Raw genomic sequence first — 24218 nt, 5'->3', positions numbered from 1 at the left:
GTCAGATACCTATCGCGGTGCGCAGATAAGCGGATCAGAGACCGAGTGCCCGCGCCGCGCCCTGCGCACGCTCGACGAGCTCACGCCGCTGCTCCTCGACGCGGATCGGCGCCGTGCCTCCCGCGCCGGTGCGGCTGGCGACCGATCCCTCGATCGTCAGGACCTCGCGCACCGCCGGCACCAGGTGGGCCGAGACCTGCGCAAGGAGGGCGTCGTCGGCATCCTCCAGCCCGATCCCCCGCTCCTCGCAGGCACGGACCAGCGACCCGGAGATCTCATGGGCGTCCCGGAACGGCACGCCCTGCCGGACCAGCCACTCGGCCACATCGGTGGCCAGCGAGAACCCCTCCGGAGCGAGGGACGCCATGCGGTCGGTGTCGAATCGCAGCGTCGCGATCATCCCCGCGAAGGCCGGCAGGACGACCTCGAGGGTGGTGACCGAGTCGAAGACGGGCTCCTTGTCCTCCTGCAGATCGCGGTTGTACGCGAGCGGCAGCGCCTTGAGGGTCGCGAGCAGCCCCGACAGGTTGCCGATCAGCCGACCGGCCTTTCCTCGTGCGAGCTCGGCGATGTCGGGGTTCTTCTTCTGCGGCATGATGCTCGAGCCGGTCGAGTACCCGTCGTCGAGGGTGACGAAGCCGAACTCGCGCGTGTTCCAGATGATGACGTCCTCCGCGAAACGCGACAGGTCGACGCCGATCATCGCGGCGATGAACGCGAACTCGGCGACCACGTCGCGGGCCGCCGTGCCGTCGAGCGAGTTCTCCGCCGGGCGGGCCAGTCCCAGCTCGGCTGCGACCAGCTGCGGATCCAGCCCGAGCGTCGCCCCCGCGAGGGCGCCACCGCCGTACGGCGACACGCTCGCGCGCGCCGACCAGTCCCGCAGTCGCTCCAGGTCGCGCACCAGCGGCCAGGCATGGGCCTGCAGGTGGTGGGCGAGGAGGATCGGCTGCGCGTGCTGAAGGTGGGTGCGCCCCGGCATGATCGCGGTCGGGTGGGCCTCGGCCTGCGCGACCACCGCGTCGATCACGCGCAGGAGATCGCGGGCGATCACCCGGGCGTGATCGAGAAGGTAGAGCCGCACGAGAGTGGCGATCTGGTCGTTGCGGCTGCGGCCGGCACGGAGCTTGCCTCCCAGCTCGGGGCCGACGGCGGCGATGAGGGCCGCCTCGAGGGCGCCATGGACGTCCTCGTCGCCGGGCTGGGCGACCAGCGTCCCGTCGGTCACCGCACGCGCGAGCGCGTCGAGACCCGCGTGCATCCGCGACTCCTCGTCGGGCGTGAGGTACCCGGCGGCGGCGAGCGCGGCAGCGTGGGCGTGCGAGCCCGCCAGGTCGTACAGCGCGAGGACCCAGTCGAAGTGGGTGGATCGGCTCAGCGCCTGCAGTTCGGGAGACGGTCCGGTCGCGAAGCGCGCCCCCCAGAGGGCGCCTTCGTTCGTGCCATGCGCGGATGAGTCGGTCACCGTCCCAGCCTAGCCAGCCGCGCGCCCGCCGCCGTCGTGGGGATCAGCCGCGCACGAGCGTGCGGACGATCCACGCGACCCCGCGCTCGAGGGGACCGCGCCCGAACAGCAGGGCCCAGGCGGTGCATGCCACGAGGGTGGTGACGATGAACGGCCCCAGCGGGTCGAGGGCGCGGAAGCCGCCGAGGTCGCCGGTGTCCCCGAGGACGACCGCGGCGATGACCGCCCACGCCAGGAGCTGACCCACGTAGGCCGTGAGCGGCATGGAGCCGACGGCGCGGAGCGGGATCAGGACCCAGGCCAGCGGCGTGCGGCACACGAGGAGCGAGGCCCCGAGGACGGCGAGCGCGACACCCCCGGAGCCGAGGACCTCGGGGAGGCCGCCGGAATGGGCCCGGTCGGTCCACACCTCCCCCACCCATGCCGGTCCGTCCGCTACGGGCCAGAGGGCGACCGCGCCGTAGCCCACGACGGCGGCCGCGACGCCGACCGCCACCAGCGCGAGCTGCGTCCGCAGCCGGCGCAGGTCGCTGCGGCCGGCGGCGAGCCCCGCGAGCACGAAGGCCAGCCAGAGCGTGAACGGGTAGTGCCAGCCGAGCATCAGCTCGACGTCGGATCCGGCACGGGCGACGATCTCATTCAGCGCCGGCTGCAGCAGCGGCATCGTCAGGGCGAGCGCGGCGGCGAGCAGCCACAGCGCCGGAGCGCGCAGCCGGAGGAAGGGAAGCGCCAGCAGGAAGAGCACCGCGTAGGCCGGGAGGATGACGTAGACCGGAACGCCGGTGAGGATGAGCAGGATGCCGATCGTCCACAGGACCACCGCGCGCACCGCGGTCCGCGCCCGGACCAGCCGCAGACGGTCGCCCGCGACGGGAGCGGCGCCGCCGGAGACCAGCGCGAGGGAGACGCCGGCGAGCACGGCGAACAGGATCGAGGACCGCCCGTTGACGATGTCGACCCAGGTGGCCGGCGCGCTCGGGTCGAATGCCTCGATCGCCAGCAGGTGGGCGGTGAGCATGCCGAGGACCGCGAGACCCCGCGCCAGATCGACACCCGCGAGCCGGGAGCCGGTCTGCAGGTGCGACGTGGCGAGGGCGCCGGCCACGGTCACGTCACTGCTGGCGCAGCAGCCAGACCAGCAGCGCCTTCTGGGCGTGGAGACGGTTCTCCGCCTCGTCCCAGACGACGCTCTGCGGGCCGTCGATCACCTCGGCGTCCACCTCGTAGCCGCGGTCGGCAGGCAGGCAGTGGATGAAGATCGCGTCGTCCTGTGCGAGCGCCATCGTCTCCTGGGTGACCTTGTAGGCGCCGAGATCGCGCAGGCGTGCGATCTTCTCCTCCTCCTTGCCCATCGAGACCCACGTGTCGGTGACGATCACGTCGGCGCCCGCGGCCGCCTCGACCGGGTCGGTGTAGAGGGCCACCGATCCCCCGGTGGTCGCCGCGATCCGATCGGCGTCGGAGATGACGTCCTCGCGCGGCGCGTAGTCCTCGGGCGAGGCGACGCGCACGTGCATGCCCGCCGTGACGCCGGCGAGAACGTAGGAGTGCCCCATGTTCGACTTGCCGTCGCCGAAGAAGGTGAGCGTCAGGCCGGCGAGCTCGCCCTTGTGCTCGCGGATCGTGAGGAGATCGGCGAGCAGCTGGCACGGGTGGAAGTCGTCGCTGAGGGCGTTGACGACGGGGACGCGGGTGCCCGCCGCCATCTCCTCCAGCCCCGCCTGGGCGTACGTGCGCCACACGATGGCGGCCACCTGCCGCTCCAGCACGCGGGCCGTGTCGGAAGGGGTCTCCTTGCCGCCGAGCTGACTGTTGGCGGTCGAGATGATCAGCGGCGAGCCGCCCAGGTCGGCGATGCCCACCGCGAAGGACACGCGGGTGCGCGTGGACGACTTGTCGAAGATCACCGCCACGGTCTGCGGGCCCTCGAGGGGCTTGAGCTTCCAGCGGTCCTTCTTCAGCGAGAGGGCGAGGTCCAGGATCTCGGCCTGCTCGGCCGGGCTGAGGTCGTCGTCGCGGAGGAGGTGGCGAGTCATGCGGATTCCTTCGAGTGGTCGGTCGGGTCCTCGAGCAGCAGCGAGTCCTCGACGGTGTGGAGTGCGCGTCCGAAGAGGTCGATGAACTCGTCCACCTCGACGTCGCCGATCGTGAGGGCGGGGGCCAGCCGCACCGTGTCCTCGTTGGCGGCGTTCACGATCAGGCCGTGCTGCTGCGCGGCCGCGACGACGGCGCCGGCGACCGGATGCCGCAGGCCGACGCCGATCAGCAGGCCCCGGCCGCGTGTCTCGCGGACCAGCGGCGAGTCCAGCGCCTCGATCGCCGTGCGCAGCTGCACGCCCCGCTCCGCCGCGTTGGCAAGGAGCCCCGCGCGTTCGATCTCGCGCAGGACGGCGACCGCGACCGCGGTCCCCAGCGCATTGCCGCCGAAGGTGGACCCGTGGGTGCCGGGGTAGAACAGGTCACTCGCCTCGCCGTAGGTGATGAGGGCGCCGATGGGGAAACCGCCGCCGATCCCCTTCGCGACGGTGATCGCGTCGGGGGTGATCCCCTCGTGCTGGAACGCGAACCACTCCCCCGTGCGACCCGCCCCGGTCTGGATCTCGTCGACGATCAGCAGGGCGCCGTGGCGCCGGGTGATCTCGCGCGCCGCGCGCAGGTAGCCCTCGGGCAGCTCGACCACCCCGGCCTCGCCCTTGATGGGCTCGACGAACAGGGCGGCGACACGGTCGTCCATGGCGGCCTCGAGCGCCGCGACGGTCGAGTCGAGGAACTCCACCCCCGGGACCATGGGGAGGAAGGGCTCCTGCATGTAGGGCTTGCCCGTCAGGGCGAGCGTCCCCATCGTCCGGCCGTGGAAGGCGTTCTCGAGGGCGAGGATGCGCGGGCGCGGCGTGCCGGCGTTGCGGTCGGCGGCGCCGTGGAGGCGCGCGAGCTTGAACGCCGCCTCGTTGGCCTCGGCGCCCGAGTTGCCGAAGTAGACGCGTCCCGCCTCCCCTGCCCCGGCGATCTCCTTGAGGAGGGCGGCCAGCTCGAGCTGGGGCGGGGTCGCGAAGTAGTTCGAGACGTGGGCGAGGGTCGCCGCCTGCCGGGCGATCGCGTCGACGAAGACGGGGTGGGCGTGCCCGAGCGAGGTCACGGCGATCCCGCCGAGGAAGTCCAGGTAGCGTCGGCCCGAGTCGTCCCACACCGACGCGCCTTCGCCGCGCGTGAACATCGCCAGTCGGGCGCCGGCGTTGCGCACCAGGTCGCGCGACGCGTCCTCCTGCCAGCGTGCCTGCGTCGTCGTGTCGGTCACTTCGCCACCACCTCTGTTCCGATTCCGTGTTCCGTGAAGATCTCCACCAGCACCGAGTGCGGCTGGCGGCCGTCGATGATCGCCGCCGTGTCGACGCCGCCCTCGACGGCATCCAGGCAGGCCTGCATCTTGGGGATCATGCCCGACTCCAGCGTCGGCAGCATCTCGCGCAGCTCGGACGCCGTCAGGTGCGAGACGAGGGAGTCCCGATCGGGCCAGTCGGCGTACAGTCCCGGAACGTCGGTGAGCACCACGAGCTTGGTGGCGCCGAGGGCGACCGCGAGCGCTGCGGCGGCGGCATCCGCGTTGACGTTCAGCGAGTGGCCGGGATTGTCGTGGTCCGGGGCGATCGAGGAGACGACGGGGATCCGGCCCGCGGTCAGTTGATCGAGGACGGGCTGCGGATCGACGCCCACGACATCGCCCACGAAGCCCAGGTCGTGCTCGACGCCCTCGATGACGACCCCGCGCCGCCGACCGCGGAACAGCCCCGCATCCTCCCCGGACAGGCCGGTCGCGAAGGGCCCATGGGCGTTGATCTTCGCCACCAGCTGGGGGTTGATCTGGCCGGTCAGCACCATCCGCACCACACCGATGGCCTCCGTCGAGGTCACCCGGTAGCCGCCCTTGAACTCGCTCGGGATCGACAGCCGGTCGAGCATCTTCGAGATCTGCGGCCCGCCGCCGTGCACGACCACCGGCTTGACGCCCGCGAAGCGCAGGTACGCGATGTCCTGCGCGAAGGCGTCCTGCAGCTCCTCGGAGACCATGGCGTTGCCGCCGTACTTGATCACGATGATCTGGTCGCGGAACCGGCGCAGCCAGGGCAGCGATTCGATCAGGACCGCGGCCTTCTCGGCCGCCTCCTCGGGAGTCGTCTGCTGGAGATCGGTCATGAGGCCTGCTCGTTCATGAGGAGTACGCGCTGTTCTCGTGCACGTAGTCGTGGGTGAGGTCGTTGGTGAGGATCGTCGCCTCGGCGTCTCCGACCTTCAGGTCGATGAGGATGCCGGTCGCGCGCGGCGTGAGGTCGACCTCCTCGCGAGGACGGTCGGGGGCGCCCGCGCTGCAGACGCGCACGCCGTTGAACCAGACGTCGACGTCGTAGGGGTCGAAGGCCGCGTCGGTCGTGCCGATGGCCGCGAGCACCCGGCCCCAGTTGGGGTCGTTGCCGAAGACGGCGGCCTTGAACAGGTTGTTGCGCGCCACCGACCGTCCGACCGCCACGGCGTCGTCGTCGGAGGCGGCGTGGACGACCTGGATCGTGATGTCGTGACTGGCGCCCTCCGCGTCGGCCTGCAGCTGCTGCGCGAGGTCCTGGCACACCTCGGTCAGCGCGCGGGCGAACTCGTCGAGGTCCGGTGCGATGCCGCTGGCCCCGCTGGCCAGGAGCGTGACCTGGTCGTTGGTCGACATGCAGCCGTCGGAGTCGAGCCTGTCGAAGGTCAGCCGCGTCGCGCGGCGCAGCGAGGTGTCGAGGTCGGCGGAGCCCACGACGGCGTCGGTCGTGATCACGACGAGCATCGTGGCCAGTCCCGGCGCGAGCATCCCCGCGCCCTTGGCCATGCCGCCGATCGTCCAGCCGCTGCGCGAGACCACGGCCCGCTTGGGCTTCGAGTCCGTCGTCATGATGGCCAGCGACGCGTCGTCCCCGCCGTCGGCGGTGAGGGTGCGGATCGCTTCCGCCGTGCCCTGCAGCACCTTGGCGCGGAACGTCTCGTCGCCCGTCCCGATCAGCCCGGTCGAGCAGACGAGCACGTCGCCGGGGCTCACCCCGAGCAGGCCGGCCGCGGTCTCGGCGGTCTGATGGGTGGTCTGGAATCCGAAGCTCCCGGTGAAGCAGTTCGCGCCTCCGGAGTTCAGGACCACCGCCTCCGCGACGCCGTCGGCGATCGCCTGCTGCGACCAGAGGATCGGGTTGGCCTTGGCGCGGTTGCTGGTGAACACGGCCGCGGCGGCCTTGGCCGGCCCGCGGTTGACGACGACGGCGACGTCCTTGGCCCCGGTGGACTTCAGCCCCACCGCGACACCGGCCGCCTCGAATCCCCTCGCTGCGGTGACGCTCACGGCGCGACTCCGTTCACGGTCAGGCCCGTGGCCTCGGGGAGGCCGAGGGCGATGTTCATGGACTGGACGGCGGCACCGGCGGTGCCCTTGACGAGGTTGTCCACCGCGGTGACCACGACGACCTTGTCGGCGGCGCGGTCGATCGCCAGGCCCATGAGCGCGGTGTTGGCCCCGAGCACGTCGGCGGTGCGGGGGAAGGAGCCCTCGGGCAGGAGCTGGACGAAGGTCTCGTCGCCGTAGGCGGACTCCCATGCCTCGCGGATCTCGGCGTCCGAGGCCCCCGGCGCGATCCGCGCGACGCTCGTGGCGAGGATGCCGCGCGCCATCGGCACGATCACGGGGGTGAAGGAGATCCCCACCGCGTCGTCGGCCAGCGGCACCCGGCGACCGCCGGCGGCCACGAGCGCCTGCCGGATCTCCGGGATGTGGCGGTGCGTGCCGCCGACCGCATAGGGGTTCGCGCTCCCGAGGATCTCGGAGGCCAGCAGGTGGGTCTTGGCGCTCTTGCCGGCACCGGAGGGGCCGACCGCCAGCACGCTGACGATGTCACCGGGGTCGATGACGCCGGCGGCGACGCCCGGTGCGAGGCTCAGCGCGACCGTGGAGGCGTTGCAGCCGGGGGCGGCGATGCGCGCCGCACCGGCGAGGTGGGTGCGCTGCTTGACACCGTCCACGAGCAGCTCGGGGACGCCGTACGCCCACGGCTCGTGGAAGTCACCGCCGTAGAAGGCCTCCCACGCGTGGGCCGAGGTGAGCCGGTGGTCGGCGCCGGCGTCGATGACGAGCGGCACGCCGGCAAGGGCCTCGGTGTACTGCCCGGACTGCCCGTGCGGCAGCGCGAGGAAGACGACGTCGTGACCGGCCAGGGTCTCCGGCGTCGTCTCCTGGAGCGTGAGGTGTGCGAGCGAGCGCAGGTGCGGCTGCTGCTCGATGAGCGGCTGCCCCGCGTTCGAATGCGCCGTCACCGTGCGGATCTCGATGTCGGGGTGGGCGGCCAGCAGGCGCAGGATCTCGCCGCCGGCATAGCCGGATGCGCCGGAAACGGCGACCGAGTAGGTCATTGTCCAACCTTATTGTCTGAGGAACGGGCCCTTGGACGGGCTCAGGCCGAAGACGGCGACACCGGCGGCTCGACCCGCGGGAGCGGGGAGCGTGCGGGGTCGCCTAGAGTCGGCGTCCGCCCTGGCGTCGACGCGCGCGCATGACCGTGGGAACGGTGATCGCGGACGCCGAGGACATGCGGCGACGATATCGCCGCCGAGCACGATCCGCCAAATCCGGGGCTCCGGCCGTCAGGCGCCGAGCGCCGCCCGCAGCTCCGCCTCCTCCGCGCGGCCCAGGCCCGCCCGCCGCGGCCGGTCCAGGCCCCGCGCCCGTTCATCGGCGAGCACCCGCTCCACGGTCTCGCCGAGAGGACGAAGCCGACCGCCCGCGGCACGGTAGGCGCGCCCGTCACGGGTGGCGAAGCCGGGCATGTCGGCGGGCAGCCACAGCGGCAGCGAGCGCGGCCCCGACCAGTGCGCGACGCCCCGGTCGCGCAGCCACTCCGCCGGTGCGCTCACCACCGGGCCGCGATGGCCGGCGATCGTCCGCACCGTCTCGAGCACCGACGACAGCGGAGTGGAGACGCCCACGGCGTTGACCGTGCCCCGCCACCCGCGGCGACCGGACCGGACGATGAAGTCCGCCAGGTCGTCGACGTCGATCACCTGCGCGAACGCGCCCTCGTGCGGCGCGACCAGCACGGGCGCGTCCGCGTCGGCGGCGAAGCGCGCCGGCCAGTAGCCGAAGCGGTCGGTAGGGTCGCCCGGCCCGACGATGAGCCCCGCCCGGCTGATCGCGACGCGGTCCCCGAGCGCTCCGACGGCGCGCTCGGCCGCCGCCTTCGCCCGCGCGTAGTCGTCGGGCGACCCGTCGTCGGCGGGAACCGCCAGGGGGGCGGTCTCGTCGGCTCCGGGCCGGTCGGCGTCGGCGTAGACCGACACGCTCGAGACGTAGCTCCAGTGGACGGCCCGTTCCTCGAGTGCGGCGACCGCCTGCGCGACGTGGCCCGGGTGGGAGGAGACGTCGACCACCTCGTCCCACTCCTGGCCGACCACCGGTGCGTACGCGTCCGGCGCATCGCGGTCGGCGACGACGAGTCGCGATCCGCGCGGGGCGGGCCGGCCGCCGCGTCCGACGCAGGTCACCGAGGCGCCCTCGTCGATCCAGCGCTGAGCGATACGCCCGCTCAGCCACCCCGTCCCCCCGAGGATCAGCACGTCCGTCATGCCCTTCACCACAGCACGCCCGCCGCGCGGACGCGAGCGTGTCCGCTGTCGGCGCAACGGCTCAGGTGGGGAAGGCCTTGATGCGCTGCAGGAGGTCGGGAGCCGTGCGATCGAGGGTGCGGCCGCCGAGCAGCACCCCGCCGGCGATCGCGGCGAGACCCGCCCCGACCCCGACGGCCAGCGCGATCCATCCCAGCGCCGCGGACCCGCCCACGGTCGCGACGACGGCGAGGACGAGGGCGGGAGAGGCCAGCACGAGCGCGGCTCCCCACACGACGAAGACCAGCAGGCCGTTCAGAAACGTCTGACCGGGCACGGACCGGAACGGGCTGTCCCCCGGTGAGGGCACCGGGGTGACGATGAGCGCCGACGACACCGCGGTCACCCCGTAGCCCGACAGGAGCAGACCGAGCGCGGCGCCGAGCAGCGCCGGCAGATTCTCCTGGGTGCCCGCGACGGAGGTCGTGATGATCGCGACCGCCAGCAGCAGCGGGACGCCGATGCAGGCGGCACCCAGCAGTCGGCCGAGCCGGTCATCCCGCCCCCGGATCCCGGTGGAGATGACCGAGGCGAAGGCGGTCCCGTCGTAGGAGATGTCGGCGTAGCCCGCGATGGCAAGCACCAGGGCCGCCATGACCGCCGATGCGCCGAAGAGCCAGCCGTCGACCCCGCCCGCGAAGGCGAAGAGGATCGGGAACAGCGGGACGACGATCAGCTGCCGCAGGTACCGCGGGTCCCGCAGCCACGCGGTCAGCGAGCGCGCCCACGTCGCCCCGACTCCCCCGGTGGGCATGCGGCCGAAAAGCTGAAGGGCGCCCGATCGCACCGCGCGCACCGACCGACGGGCCGGTGCGACGGTCGACGCGGTCAGCACGCGGTCCCACAGCCACACCAGCAGCGCGAGGGTCGCGGCCGCGATCGCCAGCTTCGCGAGCGCTGCGGCCCACGACCCGGCGGCGGCATCCACCGGCGCCGACCAGGCCGCCGCCAGGGGCGTCCAGCCGAGCACGGCGGCGGCGTCCGCGAAGCGCGACGACAGCTCGCCCGTCGCGCGATCGAGGACCGACAGGACGCCGGTGAGGATCGGACCGGACAGGATGAGCACGATGAGCACCAGCGTGCCGGTGATCTCCCGGCCGCGGCGCGAGCCGGAGCTCTGCGACAGCGCCGACATGAGCTGCGTCGCGACGACGCACGTGGCCACCGCCAGCACCACGGCGGGCACGGCGACGAGCAGCGCGGCAGGCCATCGCACCCAGAGGATCAGCGAGGAGATCGCCGCCGCGGCGGTGATGATCCCCGGGATGCCCGTCGCCCCCACGGCGGCGAGCGCCGACATGAGCTGGGAGCGGCGCAGTGGGAAGGGAGCGAGCCGGGAGGCGTCGACCGTCGAGTCCAGTCCGGCCAGCAGCAGCGGCCCCAGCAGCCAGCCCAGCAGCAGCAGGCCGCCGCCGAACACGAGGACAGGCGCGATGAGAGACAGCGACTGCGATGCGGAGAGCGCGACGAACCCGGCCACGATCAGCGCCAGCAGGCCGAGCGCCCACAGGACGCCGAAGCAGAAGCCCACCAGCTGCCAGGGTCGGCGGGAGAGGTTGTTGCCGAGGATGCGGTACCGGAGCCTCAGGACGGTCGCAACCACTGCGGGCCCTCCGAGGTGTGACGCCCGCCGACGAGGGAGACGAAGCGGTCCTGGAGACTCTCGCCCGCGCGGACGTCGTCGACCGTTCCGGCGGCCAGCACGCGCCCCGCGGCGATGACGGCGACGTGATCGCACATGCGCTGGACGAGGTCCATGGAGTGGCTGGAGATGATGATCGTTCCGCCGGAGGACGTATAGCCGCGCAGCACGTCCTCGATGTTGGCCGCCGACACGGGATCCACGGACTCGAACGGCTCGTCGAGCACGAGCAGGCGCGGCGCGTGCACCAGGGCGCACGCCAGGGCGACCTTCTTGGTCATGCCCGCCGAGTAGTCCGCGACGATCGTGCCGGCCGCGTCACCGAGATCCATCAGCGCGATCAGGTCCGCCACCCGAGGGGCGATCTCCGGCCTCGGCAGCCCGAACATCATGGCCGTGTAGGTGATCAGCTGCTCGCCGGTCAGCCGGTCGAACAGCCGCACGCCGTCGGCGAGGTTCCCGATCATGCGCTTGGCCACGACCGGCTCGGTCCACACGTCCACGCCGTGGACCCGCACGAGACCCGCGTCGGGCCGCAGCAGCCCCGTCGCCATCGACAGCGTGGTCGTCTTGCCCGCGCCGTTGGGGCCGACGAGCCCGAAGAACGAGCCGGCGGGAACCTCGAGGTCGATACCGGCCACGGCGACCTTCTCACCGAAGCGCTTCACGAGCTGGGAGACCTGGAGGGCCGGCGGAGGGGACGCGGTGGAGTCGCTCATCAGCCCGAGCCTACCGGGGGTGGTGTCCGGGACGGATGAGAGGCTGGAAGGCATGCTGCAGACCCTGGCCGTGTCGGGATACCGCTCCCTCCGCGACGTGGTGGTGCCGCTGGGCCCCCTCACGGTGATCACCGGCCCCAACGGCTCCGGCAAGTCGAACCTGTACCGCGCACTGGGGCTGCTGGCGTCGGCCGGCCGAGGCGACGTCGTGGGGGCACTGGCCCGGGAGGGCGGGCTGCCGTCGGTGCTGTGGGCGGGGCCGGAGAACGGCGGCGATCAGGGCACCGTCCGCACACGGCCGGTCGCCGTGCAGCTCGGCTTCGCCTCGGACGAGCTCGGCTACCTGGTGGACCTCGGCATCCCGCAGACCGACCAGCGCAGTCCGTTCGCCCGCGATCCGGAGATCAAGCGCGAGCAGATCTTCGCCGGCGCCGTCGCCAAGCCCGCCACGCTGATCATCGACCGCACGCGGCAGCACACCCGGGTGCGGGCTGACGGGTGGGTGTCGCTGCGTCAGCAGCTCGCCCCGTTCGAGAGCATCATCACCGACCTCGCCGAGGGCGACACCGCGCCCGAGCTGCTCTCGCTGCGCCGCACCTTCGGCGGGTGGCGGTTCTACGACCACTTCCGCGTCGATGCGGATGCGCCCGCCCGGCGCGCGCAGGTCGGCACCCGCACTCAGACCCTCGCCCACGACGGGGCGAACCTCGCAGCGCTGTGGGCGACGGTGGTCGAGGCCGGTCATGGCAGCGCACTCGATCGAGCGGTCGACGAGGCGTTCCCGGGCGCGCAGGTGTCGGTGACGGCGACCGACGGTCTGTTCCGCCTGTCGTTCCGGCAGCCCGGCCTGCTTCGTCCGCTGCAGACCGCCGAGCTGTCCGACGGCACGCTGCGCTACCTGCTGCTCGTCGCCGCGCTCCTGCCGGCACGGCCCGCGCCGCTGCTGGTGCTGAACGAGCCCGAGGCGAGCCTGCACGCGTCGCTCCTCGAGCCGCTGGCGCGGCTCATCGTGGCGGCCGCCGAGCGCACCCAGGTCCTCGTCGTCTCCCACGCGGCCGCGCTGGTTGACTCGCTGCCCGATCCCTCGCGGGTGGAGCTGCGCCCGGGCACGGGCGGCACAGAGGTCGTCGGCCAGGGCCTCCTCGATGTCCCTGCATGGAACTGGGGCACGCGCTAGAGCCGCGGCACGGGTCGCCCGCCGGCGCCGGGACCTACTCGCGCAGCGTCGCGCCGAACCGCTCGGCGGCGACGGCCACTCCCGCGAGCTTCGCCTCGGTGGCCTCGGCGGCGGTCAGCGTGCGGTCCGCGGCACGGAACCGGAGCGCGAACGTCAGGCTCTTGGCCCCTTCGGGCACGCCGGCCCCGCGATAATCGTCGACGAGTCGCAGCGCCTCCAGGAGCGGGCCGGCACCGTCGACGAGGGCGGATCGCACCGCTCCCGCAGGCACATCGGCACCGAGCACCAGCGACACGTCCTGCGTCGCCGCCGGGTAGCCCGACAGCGTCTCGGCGACGACCCGCGTACCGGCCGCATCGATGAGGCGGTCGAGGTCGAGCTCGGCGACGATCACCCGTCCGGGCAGGTCGGCCGCCTCGGCCACCGCCGGAAGGAGCTCCCCGACGTAGCCGACCTCGGCGCCGCCCACCGAGACGACGCCGGTGCGACCGGGATGCAGGGCGGCACGGGCCCCCTGGGCGACCTCGATCTGCACGCCCGCCGCGCCCGCGATCGTGCGCAGCGCGTCGATCCCGTCCGCGACGTCGAACGGCTCGGCGGCGACGCCCGGCTGCTTGGCCACACGCTGACCGGTCAGCAGGACCGCGATGTGGCGCGGCTGCGGGGGCAGGGCGGCGTCGAGCGCGGCGAGCGTCGCCGCGTCGGGCCGCACCGCGGCCGGTGGCACCGTCGCCGTGCCGTACCGCACGCCCGGCGCGGGAAGGAAGACCGTGCCCGTCTCGAACAGGGCGAGGTCGGTGAGGCCGCGCGAGAGATTCCGGTGCGCGACCTGCAGGAGTCCGGGGATGAGCGAGCGACGCAGATAGGGCGCCTGTCCGTCGAGCGGATTGGCGAGCTTGACGCTCGGCAGGGACTCACCCGATGCGGATCCGTGGAGGTCGTTCTGCTCCTGCGTGGTGAAGCCGAACGACGGCGTCTCGACGAATCCGGCAGCCGCGAGGGCGTTCGCGACGCGGCGGCGCGCCGCCTGCGCGGTGGTGAAGCCCCGACCCGACGGCGGGACGGGCAGGACCGAGGGGATGCGATCGTATCCGGTGATCCGGGCGACCTCCTCGACGAGGGTCCACTTGTCGGTCAGGTCCGGGCGCCACGACGGCGGGATGACGAGCCACGTTCCCGGCACCGCCTCCGACTCGGTCACCTCGGCGCCGATGGTCTCGAGGGCGCCGACGACCTCGGCGTCGGTGTAGTCGACGCCGATGAGGCCCGAAGCGAAGCCGCGCGGCAGCTCGACCGCCTCGACGAAGACCTCGGCGAACAGGGCGCCGCCCGTCTCGGTGTCGAGGGTGCCGCCCGCGTACTCGACCATGAGATCGGCGACGCGGCGTGCCGCCACGAACGGGATGAGCGGGTCGACACCGCGCTCGAAGCGCTTGGACGCCTCGCTCGGGAGCTTGTGGCGGCGGGCCGTGCGCGCGATCGTCACCGTGTCGAAGATCGCCGCCTCGATGAGGACGTTGCGCGTCGCCGTCGTCATCTCGGTCGTCGTGCCCCCCATGACCCCGGCCAGGCCGATGGGACCGGACTCGTCGGTGATCAGCAGGTCCTCGGCGTGGAGCGTCCGCTCCTTGCCGTCGAGCGTCGTGAGCTTCTCGCCGCTGCGGGCGCGGCGCACCGTGATGCCGCCCGAGAGCCGGTCGAGGTCGTACCCGTGGATCGGGTTCCCGAGCTCGAGCATCACGTAGTTGGTGATATCGATGAGGATGCCGAGCGAGCGGATGCCGGCGAGCGTCAGTCGAGCCACCATCCAGGCGGGCGTGGGCTTGGTCGGGTCGACGTCGCGCACGGCGCGCACGACGAACTCGCTCGCCCCCACACGGCCGCGCACCGGGGCCTCGTCGACGACGGTGACCGCGAAACCGCTCGTGGGCTGCTGGAGCTCCTCGAACGGGCGATCGGCGGGGTCGCGGAAGGGCGCCCCCGTGGCGTGGGCGTACTCGCGGGCGACGCCACGGAGGCTCAGCGCGTAGCCGCGGTCGGGCGTCACGTTGATCTCCACGGCGACGTCATCGAGCCCGAGCAGCGCGATCGCGTCGGCGCCGACCTCGGGATCGAGGCCCAGCTCGACGAGCCGGAGGATGCCGCCGTGCTCGTCACCGAGTCCGAGCTCCTTGGCCGAGGCGATCATGCCGTCGGACACGTGCCCGTAGGTCTTGCGCGCCGCGATCGGGAAGGGTCCCGGCAGCACGGCTCCCGGGAGGGTCACGACGACCTTGTCGCCGGCGAAGAAGTTCCGGGCGCCGCAGACGATGCCGCGCAAGCCGCCGTTCGCCGCGCCGACGTCGACCTGGCACCAGCGGATCGTCTTGCCGTTGGACTGCGGCTCCTCGACGAACTCGACGACCTGCCCCACGACGATCGGGCCGGTGAGCCCGAAGCCGTGGACGTCCTCCTCCTCGAAGCCGACCGACACGAGCGAGGCCAGGACGTCGTCGGGCGTGGCACCGTCCGCGACGTCGACGTACTCGCGGAGCCACGAAAGCGGGACGCGCATCAGACCACCATTCCGAACTGCTCGCTGAAGCGGACATCGCCCTCGGCCATGTCGCGCATGTCCTTCACATCGGAGCGGAACATCAGTGTCCGCTCGATCCCCATGCCGAAGGCGAAGCCCGAGTACACCTCGGGGTCGATGCCGGCCGCGCGCAGCACGTTGGGGTTGACCATGCCGCAGCCGCCCCACTCGATCCAGCGCGCGCCGCCCTTGAAGGTCGGGTGCCAGAGGTCGAGCTCGGCGGAGGGCTCGGTGAAGGGGAAGTAGTTGGCCCGGAGCCGCGTCTTCGCCTCGGCGCCGAAGAGCGCCCGCGCGACGTGGTCGAGTGTGCCGCGCAGGTTCGCCATCGTGATGCCCTCGTCGATCACGAGGCCTTCGAACTGGCTGAACACCGGCAGGTGCGTCGCGTCAAACTCGTCGGTGCGGTACACCCGGCCGGGCGACACGATGTAGATCGGCAGGTCGCGCGTGAGCATCGATCGCATCTGGACCGGGCTCGTCTGCGTGCGAAGCAGCAGGTGCGCCGCGACGGGATCGACGTAGAACGTGTCCTGCATCTGGCGTGCGGGGTGGTCGGCGTCGAGGTTCAGCGCGTCGAAGTTGTACCACTCGTGCTCGAGCTCGGGCCCCTCCGCGATCTCCCACCCCATGCCGACGAAGATGTCGCCGATCTGGTCCTGGAGGAGCGTCAGCGGATGCCGCGCGCCGACGCGGGCGCGCTGCGGGAGCGCCGTGATGTCGATGCGCTCGGCATCCAGCTGCGCGGCCGTCTCTGCCTCGGCCAGCGCCGCCTCACGGGCGGCGAGCGCCTGCGTCACGCGGCCGCGCGCCTGGCCGACGAGCTTGCCGAACTCGGCCTTCTTGTCGTTGGGCACATGCCGCAGCTGCGCGTTCAGCTGCGCGAGCGGAGACGCCTCGGCCATGTGGGCGCTGCGGGCGGCCTTGAGCTCGGCGGTCGTCGCCGCGGCATCGATCGCCGCGAGTGCGGCGACCACGGCCGCCTCGACGGCCTCGGGCGTGATCTCGGCCGGGTGGTTCTCGGGTGCGTCAGACACGAGAGACGAGTCTACCGGCGGGCGATGGCCCGCCCGCGCGGTCACTCGTGCTTGTCGCCAGCCCGCTTTGCCGCTGCGATGTCAGTCGTACTCTGAGCTCCGATGACCTGCGTGTCGGTGAGGGCGTGCGCCGTGACATCGGCTCGCGTGGTGCCGACCGCCTTCGGAGACCGTCTCACGCGCTTCTGCACGATGTAGGCGACATAGCTGAGCGCCAGGCACATCGCAATGTAGATGACTCCCGCGATCATCGCCGACGGGATCAGCGGGGAGCCGAACTGCGCGTTCGAGCCGAGGAGCTTCGCGGTGTAGAGCAACTCCGGGTAGGTGATGATGAAGCCCAGCGCGGTGTCCTTGAGTGTGACGACCAGCTGCGCGATGATCACCGGCATCATCGCCCAAATGGCCTGCGGCAGGAGGATGAGGCGCATGACCCCCGCCTTGCGGAGTCCGATCGCGTAGCCTGCCTCCTTCTGTCCACGAGGCAGCGACTCGACACCCGCCCGGATGACCTCGGCGAGCACTGAGCCGTTGTACGCGATGAGTGCTATGACGACCGCCCAGTAGCTGCTCATCCGCACACCGATCACCGGGAGTCCGTAGAAGAGCAGCATCATGAAGACGAGAACGGGGACGGCACGGAGGATCTCGACGATCGCGGCGAAGGGGCCGCGGATCCAGGCGTGGTCGGACATCCGCCCGATCGCCAGAAGGAATCCGAGGATGATGGCGCCGACGCCGGCTGCAGCGAAAGCGGAGACCGTGGCCAGTGTCGCCTGCCCGATCATCTCCCACACGCGCGTGTACGTGAACAGACTCCACTTCTCTGCGGAGAGCTGTCCGGTATCGGCGAGCCGCCAGATGAAGAAGCCGACCAGCGCGACGACCACCAGGATCGTCACGGCACCGATGACGCGATTGCGTGCGATCGCGCGCGGGCCGGGAACGTCGTAGAGAACCGAGCTCATCGTGCGATCCGCCACTTCTTCTCGAGGTACTTCTGCAGGGCGGCGAGCACGAGCACCAACGCGACGAATATCGCCATCACCAGGAGGATGGTGACCATCTGGTTCTCACCGTTTTCGCTCATGTTCGCGCGGATGCTGCCGAGGTTCATCACGGAGAAGCCGGAAGCAACGGTGGTGTTCTTCAGCAGCGCGATGAAGACGCTCATCATGGGAGGAATCACCGATCGCGCCGCCTGCGGGAGGACCACGTAGCCCATCACCTGCCCGAAACCCATTCCGAGCGCCCTCGCGGCCTCCGCCTGCCCCACGGGCACAGTGTTGATCCCGGAACGCAGGGTCTCCGCGACGTAGGTCGCCGTGTAGATACCCAATCCGAGGATCGCCAGCAGGAGAAAGCTGCCACGCGGCACCTCGATGAGGATGGGGACCGCGAAGGCGAAGAAGAAGAGGACCAGGGTCAGCGGGGTGTTCCGGATCGTGTTGACGTAGACCGCACCGACCGCGCGGGCGATCGGGATCGGTGACACCCGCATGGCGCCCACGATGAAGCCCAACACGATCGCGATGGCACCACCGGCGACGAACAGCACCAGCGTTCCCACGAGGGCCTGCTGCCACAGTTCGGGATACTCGAAGATCTGGTCCATCACACTCCTTCCGAGCGCAACACGGGAGGACCGGAGGCGGTGACGAGATCACCGCCTCCGGTCGACGTCACTCTGCCGGGTCGACCGCGGGCTGCGTGCCCTCGACGCCCGCCGCTCCGAGATTCTTATCGAAGATCGCCTGCCAGACGTCACCGCCGTCGGTGAAGAGAGTGTTGACGTGCTCCACGAACGCCGTGTCGCCCTTCGCGATGCCCACGCCGTAGCGCTCCTCGCTGAACGGCTCTCCGACGACCTTGAGGTTGTCAGGGTCATTGGCCGCGTAACCGATGAGGATCGCCTCATCGGTCGTAACGGCATCCGCCTGTCCGTTCTTGACCTGCTCGACGCACTCCGAGTACTTGCTCAGCTCGACGGTCTTCGAAGGCGTCTCCTCCTTGATGCGCTGGATCGAGGTCGATCCAGTGACGGAGCAGACGACAGTGTCGGCCGTCAGGTCGTCCACGCCCGCCAGGTCAGAGTCGGCGGCGACGAGCAGGCCCTGACCGGTGATGAAGTAGGGCCCCGCGAAGCTGATCTGTTCCTTGCGGTCGTCGGTGATCGAGTAGGTGCCGACGTAGTAGTCGATCTGACCGTTGATGATCGCCTGCTCGCGGTTGGCGGAGTCCACGACCGTGTAGGTGATCTTGTCCTCATCGAAGCCGAGGGAGGCCGCGATCCAGCGGGCGATGTCCACGTCGAATCCGCTGCGCTCACCCGTGGTGGGGTCGAGATATCCGAGGTTGGGCTGGTCCTCCTTGACGCCGATGTTCACCGAGCCGCGCGAGCTGATGGCATCGAACGTGGGGCTCCCCTCGAGCGACACGTCCGTGGCGACCGTCCAGGGATTTTCGGCCGTCTCCCCCCCGGGCTCGCTGGGGTCGGCTCCGGGCGTGCCGCTGTTGCAGGCCGTCAGCGCGAGGGCTGCGACGGCGATTCCGGCGAGTGCGCCGGTGACGCGGGTGATACGCATGTGTTTCTCCTGGTTCCGTTCGTATCTTCTGGGGTTCGCGCGCCGGTGCAGGGCGCGCGCGTCTCAATGCGTGATGAGCTTGGAGAGGAAGTCCTTGGCGCGATCGCTCTTCGCGTTCGTGAAGAACTCCTCGGGGGTCGCCTCCTCGACGATGTGCCCCTCCGCCATGAAGACGACGCGATCCGCGGCCTTGCGGGCGAAGCCCATCTCGTGGGTGACGACGATCATCGTCATGCCGTCCTGCGCGAGGCTGACCATCACGTCGAGCACCTCGTTGATCATCTCGGGGTCGAGCGCGCTCGTGGGCTCGTCGAAGAGCATGACCTTGGGCTTCATCGCGAGCGCGCGTGCGATGGCGACGCGCTGCTGCTGACCGCCCGAGAGCTGGGCAGGGAGCTTGCTCGCCTGGTGACCGACACCGACGCGGTCGAGGAGCTCCTTGGCGAGCTTCTCGGCCTCGGCCCGCTTCATGCCCTTGACCTTGATCGGGCCGAGGGTGACGTTTTCGAGGATCGTGAGGTGGGCGAACAGATTGAAGGACTGGAACACCATGCCGACGTCCGCGCGCAGCGCGGCGAGTCCCTTGCCCTCCTTGGGCAGCTCCTTGCCGTCGATCGTGATGCGGCCGCTCGTGATCGTCTCCAGGCGGTTGATCGTGCGGCACAGCGTCGACTTGCCCGAGCCGGACGGCCCGATCACCACGACGACCTCGCCGCGGTTGACCGTCAGGTCGATGTCGGTGAGTGCCTGGAAGTCGCCGTAGTGCTTCTGCACGTTCTCGACGACCACGAGCGGGTCGCCTCGGCGGACGGAGATGTTGGACGTGGCCGGTGCTGCGTCGTGCTCAGAAGCCGTCATCCGGCCAGCGTAGGCGCTACTCGACTTCGCTGCTGTGGATTTCCACGACACCTTCACCGAATTGTGACGCGCATCGGCTACTCCGCGTGGCGACGAGGAAGTGGGAGCGTGCCCCCATCGGAGTCGGCCGCACCGCGCGCTTCAAAGTTCTCTACACCGATACCTCGGTGCGGCCGCATGTTACCTAGTGCTTCGGCAGTCACTGGGCGCGCCGCAAGCCGTCACTAACGGCGGCTCCGCACCGCCGCGTCTACGGTCAGCGCGGCATGCCTGGCTCTGAGTCGCAGTAAGCGACGTTCGCCCGATTGCAGGGTAGTCGGTTCGCGGAGTGATGTGGCGGGCGTTTGGGCGGGTCGATCGATGATCTCCTGGGCTACAGAACCTGACTAGCTCGCGGAAAGCCACTCAAGAAACGGACCTCACACGCCCGATACGACATTGGGCAACGGTTACAATACACGTCCACACGAGGATGACAGGCTGTCGTAAACGCTCAAGGCTACTTTCGATACTTGCAGATGATCCAGTTAGTGCCAGAGACCCCGTTGATAAAGCGGAATGTGCACCTCGACTTACCGCTCTTTGCCGCGTGAGTCATGTCGGCAGCATTACCTGCACTTGCGGTAACCGATGCGTAGATGGACGACCCGACGATCGTCATCGTCGTGAACTGGATCAATTGCTGGCCGTCCGGCCCGGCCCTACCGCCCTTGAGGTTGGTCTGCGACGAGCTCGTGTAAGGCGTGCTGGAGTTTGCGTACCCGTCCTTGAAAATGGTGTCCGCCGCGAACGCGGACGCTGTTAGCGAACAGCTTATTCCCAGCGCAAGCGCCGCCACGCAAGACCGCACTCGAAAGCGAGCGCGACGCCTTTTCAAGAGATTGAGGTCATCGTGGATCATTTAAGGACCTCAAACGACAGTTCCTTCCCAAGCGTCCGCAACGCATCTCTCGCGACCACCGAACCGACGTCGTCTACGACCAGCAAGTTGGCTACGTCGCCAGTTTGAAAGCTACTCACTGCTGGGTTTGACGCAACGGACGAGTCGGACAGCAAGTAGCGCTCAGCTACCTTCGCGCTTTCCCTCGCTTCGACTACCATCCCGAGCCCGGAAGCACGAAATTTCGCTGGAGTCGTACAAACAGTGCCTGTGACCCACTCCTTGTCGTCGATGTGAACGACGAGGCAAAGTAGCCCCAAGTTCGACTTGACGACGAAGGACTGGACAGGCCCATCCTCGATTAACCTGGCGGTGGCCACGTCCAGGCCACCCGCGATGTCGGACCGTGCGACATCCTTCGGGAGTGGACGAGCTTCAGACGTGGGCGACGTCAACACGTTCAAGTCATAATCTGCTGACTTGGAGACGGCCACCATCGGTTGCGGTACCGGGCTCGTTATCGCCTGCACGGCGGCGTTCGCAGCTGTTCCGAGAACTAAACCAAGGCTGCACGCGCCGACAACGAACACAACCGTCATTGCCGAGTATCTTTTCATTCGCTCGCCCTCATCTCTTGGCTCGGCATTGCAAATACTTCGCATCGTCTGGGGTAGTCGCGTACTTCTTGATCCATTTGCATCGGCTCTGCACGTTTGCGGTGCGCACATAATTCAAGTAGACCCACGAATCATGCGGAGCTGACGTACTGAACATGATGGTGTTGGTCGACGGCTTGTAGCCCTCAATGCGACCCGTTCCGCCCTGCCCAAAAAGCCCGTAGAGCTCCCCGCCAATCGACCCGCTCGGCGGAACTGCACCGTATTTATAGACGCCCGGGGCGACATACCCATTGAAGAATGTGAAGGTGTAAGCGTCGGCGACTGTCGGAGACAAACCCACCAGTGCTGCCGCGAAAAAGCCGACCACAGCAAGTCGAATACGGCCTGACCTCTTCGAGTTCCTCGAGACCATGACCATCCCGGATCCTCCTTTGATCGGTTCCGGACATGCTGGCACCATTTGCGCGCGGCGTCTAGGCGTGCTCCTCGATTGCCGAATCTCGATCCCATGGATTGACGGAACACCTCCGCCCCGCCGCAGGCGCGGAACCTGATCGACCGACGTGAGCGGCTGGCCGTCAGGAGCGGCGGAAGAGCGACTTCACCCAGGTGGCGACGCGGCGCCACCACGGCGGGCGCGGGCCCTCGGTGCGCGTGTTCGTCTTCGAGAACGGGCTCATGCGCCGGCACCCGAACGCTGGGCGAATGCGCTCTCGTACAGACACACGCTCGCCGCCGTCGCGAGGTTCAGGGACTCGGCGCGGCCGTAGATCGGCAGGCGCAGCGTCAAGTCGACGAGGGACAGCGCCTCGTCGTCGAGTCCCCTCGCCTCATTGCCGAACAGCCACGCGGTCGGCTCGGCGAGAGTCCGCCGGTGGGCGAGGAAGTCCTCTCCCCCGACATCGGCCGCGACGACGCGCAGCCCCGTCGCGTGCGCACGCTGGACGACGTCGGCGAGGTCGGCGCCGATGGCGATCGGCAGATGGAAGAGCGATCCGGTCGTCGCTCGGACGACCTTCGGGTTGTACGGGTCGACCGTCCGGCCGGTGAGCACCACGGCATCCGCTCCTGCCGCATCGGCGGCGCGGATGATCGTGCCGAGGTTCCCGGGGTCGCGCACCTCCTCGCAGATCGCGAGGAGCGCGGGCTTCGCCGCGAAGACGTCCTTCAGCGCCGTGGGCGACTGCCGGGCGACGGCGACGATGCCCTGCGGCGTGACGGTGTCGGCCATCGCGTCCAGCACCGGCTCGGTGGTGAACTCGATCTCGAGCCCCGCGCTGCGCGCGGCGTCGCGGACGTCCTGGTGCTTCTCCATCGCGGTCGGCGTCGCGAAGATCTCGACGATGGTGTCGGGGCGGTAGGCCAGCGCCTCGCGGGCCGCCTGCGGGCCCTCCAGGAGGAACAGACCGGTCTCCTGCCGGGCGCTGCGCTTGGTCAGCTTGGCGACGGCGCGCACACGCGGCGAACGGGGGTTCTCGAGCACGGTCTCAGTGTAGGGGGACGGCGCGGCCGCGACCGGGAACGACGACAGGGCGCCCTCCGGATGGAGAGCGCCCTGTCGGAGAGCGTGCGACGCGCTTACGCCTTGGGGGCGTTGACGTCGGCCGGGAGCGCCGTGCGCGCGGTCTCGACCAGCGACGCGAAAACGGCCGGCTCGTTCACGGCGAGCTCGGCGAGCATGCGACGGTCGACCTGCACACCCGCGAGGCCGAGGCCCTGGATGAAGCGGTTGTACGTCAGGCCGTTCTGGCGGCTCGCGGCGTTGATGCGCTGGATCCACAGACGACGGAAGTCGCCCTTGCGCTTGCGACGGTCACGGTACGCGTAGACGAGCGAGTGGGTGACCTGCTCCTTCGCCTTGCGGTACAGGCGCGAACGCTGTCCGCGGTAACCGGAGGCGCGCTCGAGGATGACGCGACGCTTCTTGTGGGCGTTGACGGCCCGCTTGACTCTAGCCATTTCTTCTACTTATTCCTTACGTGCGGCGGCGTCAGATGCCGAGGAGCTTCTTGGCGACCTTCGCGTCGCCCGGGGCCAGGATCTTGTCGGCCGACAGACGGCGCGTGCGCTTGGTCGGCTTGCCCTCGAAGTTGTGGCGGAGGTTCGCCTGCTGCTTCTTGATCTTTCCGCTTCCGGTGACCTTGAAGCGCTTCTTGGCACCCGAGTGGGTCTTCTGCTTCGGCATGGTTCTTCCTTCGTTGTGGTTCCCGCAGGGCGGGAGTCTGTGGGGCGTCGCAGTCCGGAGGACTACTCGGCGGGTGCGGTCTCCGCGCCGGAAGCGGGAGCCTGTCCGCTGCGGGCCTCACGAGCGGCCTGCTTGGTCGCGGCGCGAGCAGCGTTCTGCTCCGTCTTGACCTCGGACTTGTTCTTGTGGGGCGCGATCACCATCACCATGTTGCGGCCGTCGATCGTGGGGTTGGACTCCACGGTGCCGAACTCGGCGACGTCCTCGGCGAACTTGCGCAGCAGGCGCACACCCTGCTCGGGACGCGACTGCTCGCGACCACGGAAGAGGATCATCGCCTTGACCTTGTCGCCCGCCTGGAGGAAGCCCTCCGCGCGCTTGAGCTTGGTCGTGTAGTCGTGCGCCTCGATCTTCAGACGGAAGCGCACCTCCTTGAGGATCGTGTTGGCCTGGTTGCGACGTGCTTCCTTGGCCTTCTGCGCCGCCTCGTACTTGAACTTCCCGTAGTCCATGATCTTGACCACGGGAGGCTTCGAGTTGGGGGCCACCTCGACCAGATCGAGATCGGCCTCCTGAGCCAGACGCAGCGCCACCTCGATACGGACGACGCCGACCTGCTCACCCGCGGGTCCGACGAGGCGGACCTCGGGGACGCGGATGCGGTCGTTGGTGCGGGGATCGCTGATGTGCGGAACTCCTGTTCGTGCGGGGACTGCCACCGCGACACAGGGCTGTGTCGCGGGCGGAAGCTGATCACGTCCACCCGCACGATGCGCACATCGGCTGTCAGTGTTTCTGCACCCTGAT

Annotated in this window: 23 protein-coding genes; 1 reads left to right on the top strand and 22 read right to left on the bottom strand. The window is 70.0% G+C overall.

Annotated elements, in window-relative coordinates:
• Window positions 1-34: 34 nt before the first annotated feature.
• From argH to ACPWUT_RS05085, 10 genes are all read right to left on the bottom strand, one after another.
• Window positions 35-1465, bottom strand: coding sequence for an argininosuccinate lyase (gene argH, locus ACPWUT_RS05130; protein ID WP_425841320.1), 1431 nt, complete (start codon window positions 1463-1465; stop codon window positions 35-37).
• A 43-nt stretch (window positions 1466-1508) separates the two neighbouring features.
• On the bottom strand, window positions 1509-2576 hold the full coding sequence (locus ACPWUT_RS05125) for a heparan-alpha-glucosaminide N-acetyltransferase domain-containing protein (RefSeq protein WP_425841317.1): 1068 nt from the start codon (window positions 2574-2576) through the stop codon (window positions 1509-1511).
• A 1-nt stretch (window position 2577) separates the two neighbouring features.
• On the bottom strand, window positions 2578-3501 hold the full coding sequence (gene argF / locus ACPWUT_RS05120; RefSeq protein ID WP_284529371.1) for an ornithine carbamoyltransferase: 924 nt from the start codon (window positions 3499-3501) through the stop codon (window positions 2578-2580).
• On the bottom strand, window positions 3498-4760 hold the full coding sequence (locus tag ACPWUT_RS05115; RefSeq protein ID WP_425841314.1) for an acetylornithine transaminase: 1263 nt from the start codon (window positions 4758-4760) through the stop codon (window positions 3498-3500). Before ACPWUT_RS05115 ends, argF begins: the two co-directional genes overlap by 4 nt.
• Window positions 4757-5656: an acetylglutamate kinase gene (gene argB / locus ACPWUT_RS05110; protein ID WP_425841311.1), complete on the bottom strand. Its 900-nt coding sequence runs from the start codon at window positions 5654-5656 to the stop codon at window positions 4757-4759. The genes ACPWUT_RS05115 and argB overlap by 4 nt, the downstream gene beginning before the upstream one ends.
• Window positions 5657-5669: 13 nt before the next feature.
• Entirely contained in the window at window positions 5670-6827 is a 1158-nt protein-coding gene (gene argJ / locus ACPWUT_RS05105; protein ID WP_284529367.1) for a bifunctional glutamate N-acetyltransferase/amino-acid acetyltransferase ArgJ, read from the bottom strand.
• On the bottom strand, window positions 6824-7888 hold the full coding sequence (gene argC, locus ACPWUT_RS05100) for an N-acetyl-gamma-glutamyl-phosphate reductase (RefSeq protein ID WP_425841309.1): 1065 nt from the start codon (window positions 7886-7888) through the stop codon (window positions 6824-6826). The genes argJ and argC overlap by 4 nt, the downstream gene beginning before the upstream one ends.
• A 231-nt stretch (window positions 7889-8119) precedes the next feature.
• Window positions 8120-9097, bottom strand: coding sequence for an NAD-dependent epimerase/dehydratase family protein (locus ACPWUT_RS05095; RefSeq protein WP_425841306.1), 978 nt, complete (start codon window positions 9095-9097; stop codon window positions 8120-8122).
• 61 nt (window positions 9098-9158) lie between these two features.
• On the bottom strand, window positions 9159-10739 hold the full coding sequence (locus ACPWUT_RS05090; RefSeq protein ID WP_425841303.1) for a hypothetical protein: 1581 nt from the start codon (window positions 10737-10739) through the stop codon (window positions 9159-9161).
• Entirely contained in the window at window positions 10721-11497 is a 777-nt protein-coding gene (locus ACPWUT_RS05085; protein ID WP_425841300.1) for an ABC transporter ATP-binding protein, read from the bottom strand. Before ACPWUT_RS05085 ends, ACPWUT_RS05090 begins: the two co-directional genes overlap by 19 nt.
• 52 nt (window positions 11498-11549) lie before the next feature.
• On the opposite strand from ACPWUT_RS05085, the gene ACPWUT_RS05080 reads away from it, so the two are divergent.
• Window positions 11550-12674, top strand: a complete 1125-nt coding sequence (locus ACPWUT_RS05080) for an AAA family ATPase (protein WP_425841298.1) — start codon at window positions 11550-11552, stop codon at window positions 12672-12674.
• Between the two features lie 34 nt (window positions 12675-12708).
• Here ACPWUT_RS05080 and pheT read toward each other — a convergent pair whose 3' ends face one another.
• The 12 genes from pheT to infC form a co-directional block, all read right to left on the bottom strand.
• Window positions 12709-15228 carry a phenylalanine--tRNA ligase subunit beta gene (gene pheT, locus ACPWUT_RS05075; protein ID WP_425841296.1) on the bottom strand — a complete coding sequence of 840 codons (2520 nt, stop codon included), beginning with the start codon at window positions 15226-15228 and terminating at the stop codon, window positions 12709-12711.
• Window positions 15228-16283 carry a phenylalanine--tRNA ligase subunit alpha gene (gene pheS / locus ACPWUT_RS05070; protein ID WP_425841294.1) on the bottom strand — a complete coding sequence of 352 codons (1056 nt, stop codon included), beginning with the start codon at window positions 16281-16283 and terminating at the stop codon, window positions 15228-15230. Before pheS ends, pheT begins: the two co-directional genes overlap by 1 nt.
• 41 nt (window positions 16284-16324) lie before the next feature.
• Entirely contained in the window at window positions 16325-17251 is a 927-nt protein-coding gene (locus tag ACPWUT_RS05065; protein ID WP_425841292.1) for an amino acid ABC transporter permease, read from the bottom strand.
• Complete coding sequence (locus tag ACPWUT_RS05060) at window positions 17248-17898, bottom strand: amino acid ABC transporter permease (protein WP_425841289.1); 651 nt, start codon at window positions 17896-17898, stop codon at window positions 17248-17250. Before ACPWUT_RS05060 ends, ACPWUT_RS05065 begins: the two co-directional genes overlap by 4 nt.
• Window positions 17899-17965: 67 nt before the next feature.
• The gene (locus ACPWUT_RS05055) at window positions 17966-18868 is read right to left on the bottom strand and encodes a glutamate ABC transporter substrate-binding protein (RefSeq protein WP_425841287.1); all 903 of its coding nucleotides are present in this window, start codon (window positions 18866-18868) and stop codon (window positions 17966-17968) included.
• Window positions 18869-18931: 63 nt separating this feature from the next.
• Window positions 18932-19726, bottom strand: a complete 795-nt coding sequence (locus ACPWUT_RS05050) for an amino acid ABC transporter ATP-binding protein (protein WP_425841285.1) — start codon at window positions 19724-19726, stop codon at window positions 18932-18934.
• Window positions 19727-20623: 897 nt separating this feature from the next.
• Window positions 20624-21205, bottom strand: a complete 582-nt coding sequence (locus tag ACPWUT_RS05045; RefSeq protein ID WP_425841283.1) for a hypothetical protein — start codon at window positions 21203-21205, stop codon at window positions 20624-20626.
• 28 nt (window positions 21206-21233) lie between these two features.
• On the bottom strand, window positions 21234-21644 hold the full coding sequence (locus ACPWUT_RS05040) for a hypothetical protein (RefSeq protein ID WP_425841281.1): 411 nt from the start codon (window positions 21642-21644) through the stop codon (window positions 21234-21236).
• Window positions 21645-21902: 258 nt separating this feature from the next.
• Window positions 21903-22709, bottom strand: a complete 807-nt coding sequence (locus ACPWUT_RS05035) for a TrmH family RNA methyltransferase (protein ID WP_425841279.1) — start codon at window positions 22707-22709, stop codon at window positions 21903-21905.
• A gap of 95 nt (window positions 22710-22804) precedes the next feature.
• On the bottom strand, window positions 22805-23185 hold the full coding sequence (rplT, locus tag ACPWUT_RS05030; RefSeq protein ID WP_284529348.1) for a 50S ribosomal protein L20: 381 nt from the start codon (window positions 23183-23185) through the stop codon (window positions 22805-22807).
• A gap of 31 nt (window positions 23186-23216) precedes the next feature.
• Window positions 23217-23411 carry a 50S ribosomal protein L35 gene (gene rpmI, locus ACPWUT_RS05025; RefSeq protein WP_005048908.1) on the bottom strand — a complete coding sequence of 65 codons (195 nt, stop codon included), beginning with the start codon at window positions 23409-23411 and terminating at the stop codon, window positions 23217-23219.
• A gap of 62 nt (window positions 23412-23473) precedes the next feature.
• Window positions 23474-24130: a translation initiation factor IF-3 gene (gene infC, locus ACPWUT_RS05020; RefSeq protein WP_284529343.1), complete on the bottom strand. Its 657-nt coding sequence runs from the start codon at window positions 24128-24130 to the stop codon at window positions 23474-23476.
• Window positions 24131-24218 lie beyond the last annotated feature (88 nt).

The organism is Microbacterium sp. PA5, assembly GCF_049860775.1.
Lineage (GTDB): Bacteria > Actinomycetota > Actinomycetes > Actinomycetales > Microbacteriaceae > Microbacterium.
This window is presented reverse-complemented; position numbering and strand designations above follow the sequence as displayed.

Bases quoted from the DNA above. Each gene is read 5' to 3' on its own strand.
- argF (WP_284529371.1), bottom strand. From the start codon at position 3,501: ATGACTCGCCACCTCCTCCGCGACGACGACCTCAGCCCGGCCGAGCAG.
- argB (WP_425841311.1), bottom strand. From the start codon at position 5,656: ATGACCGATCTCCAGCAGACGACTCCCGAGGAGGCGGCCGAGAAGGCC.
- argC (WP_425841309.1), bottom strand. From the start codon at position 7,888: ATGACCTACTCGGTCGCCGTTTCCGGCGCATCCGGCTATGCCGGCGGC.
- ACPWUT_RS05095 (WP_425841306.1), bottom strand. From the start codon at position 9,097: ATGACGGACGTGCTGATCCTCGGGGGGACGGGGTGGCTGAGCGGGCGT.
- ACPWUT_RS05085 (WP_425841300.1), bottom strand. From the start codon at position 11,497: ATGAGCGACTCCACCGCGTCCCCTCCGCCGGCCCTCCAGGTCTCCCAG.
- ACPWUT_RS05080 (WP_425841298.1), top strand. From the start codon at position 11,550: ATGCTGCAGACCCTGGCCGTGTCGGGATACCGCTCCCTCCGCGACGTG.
- pheT (WP_425841296.1), bottom strand. From the start codon at position 15,228: ATGCGCGTCCCGCTTTCGTGGCTCCGCGAGTACGTCGACGTCGCGGAC.
- ACPWUT_RS05065 (WP_425841292.1), bottom strand. From the start codon at position 17,251: ATGAGCTCGGTTCTCTACGACGTTCCCGGCCCGCGCGCGATCGCACGC.
- ACPWUT_RS05060 (WP_425841289.1), bottom strand. From the start codon at position 17,898: ATGGACCAGATCTTCGAGTATCCCGAACTGTGGCAGCAGGCCCTCGTG.
- ACPWUT_RS05055 (WP_425841287.1), bottom strand. From the start codon at position 18,868: ATGCGTATCACCCGCGTCACCGGCGCACTCGCCGGAATCGCCGTCGCA.
- ACPWUT_RS05050 (WP_425841285.1), bottom strand. From the start codon at position 19,726: ATGACGGCTTCTGAGCACGACGCAGCACCGGCCACGTCCAACATCTCC.
- ACPWUT_RS05045 (WP_425841283.1), bottom strand. From the start codon at position 21,205: ATGACGGTTGTGTTCGTTGTCGGCGCGTGCAGCCTTGGTTTAGTTCTC.
- ACPWUT_RS05040 (WP_425841281.1), bottom strand. From the start codon at position 21,644: ATGGTCATGGTCTCGAGGAACTCGAAGAGGTCAGGCCGTATTCGACTT.
- rplT (WP_284529348.1), bottom strand. From the start codon at position 23,185: ATGGCTAGAGTCAAGCGGGCCGTCAACGCCCACAAGAAGCGTCGCGTC.
- rpmI (WP_005048908.1), bottom strand. From the start codon at position 23,411: ATGCCGAAGCAGAAGACCCACTCGGGTGCCAAGAAGCGCTTCAAGGTC.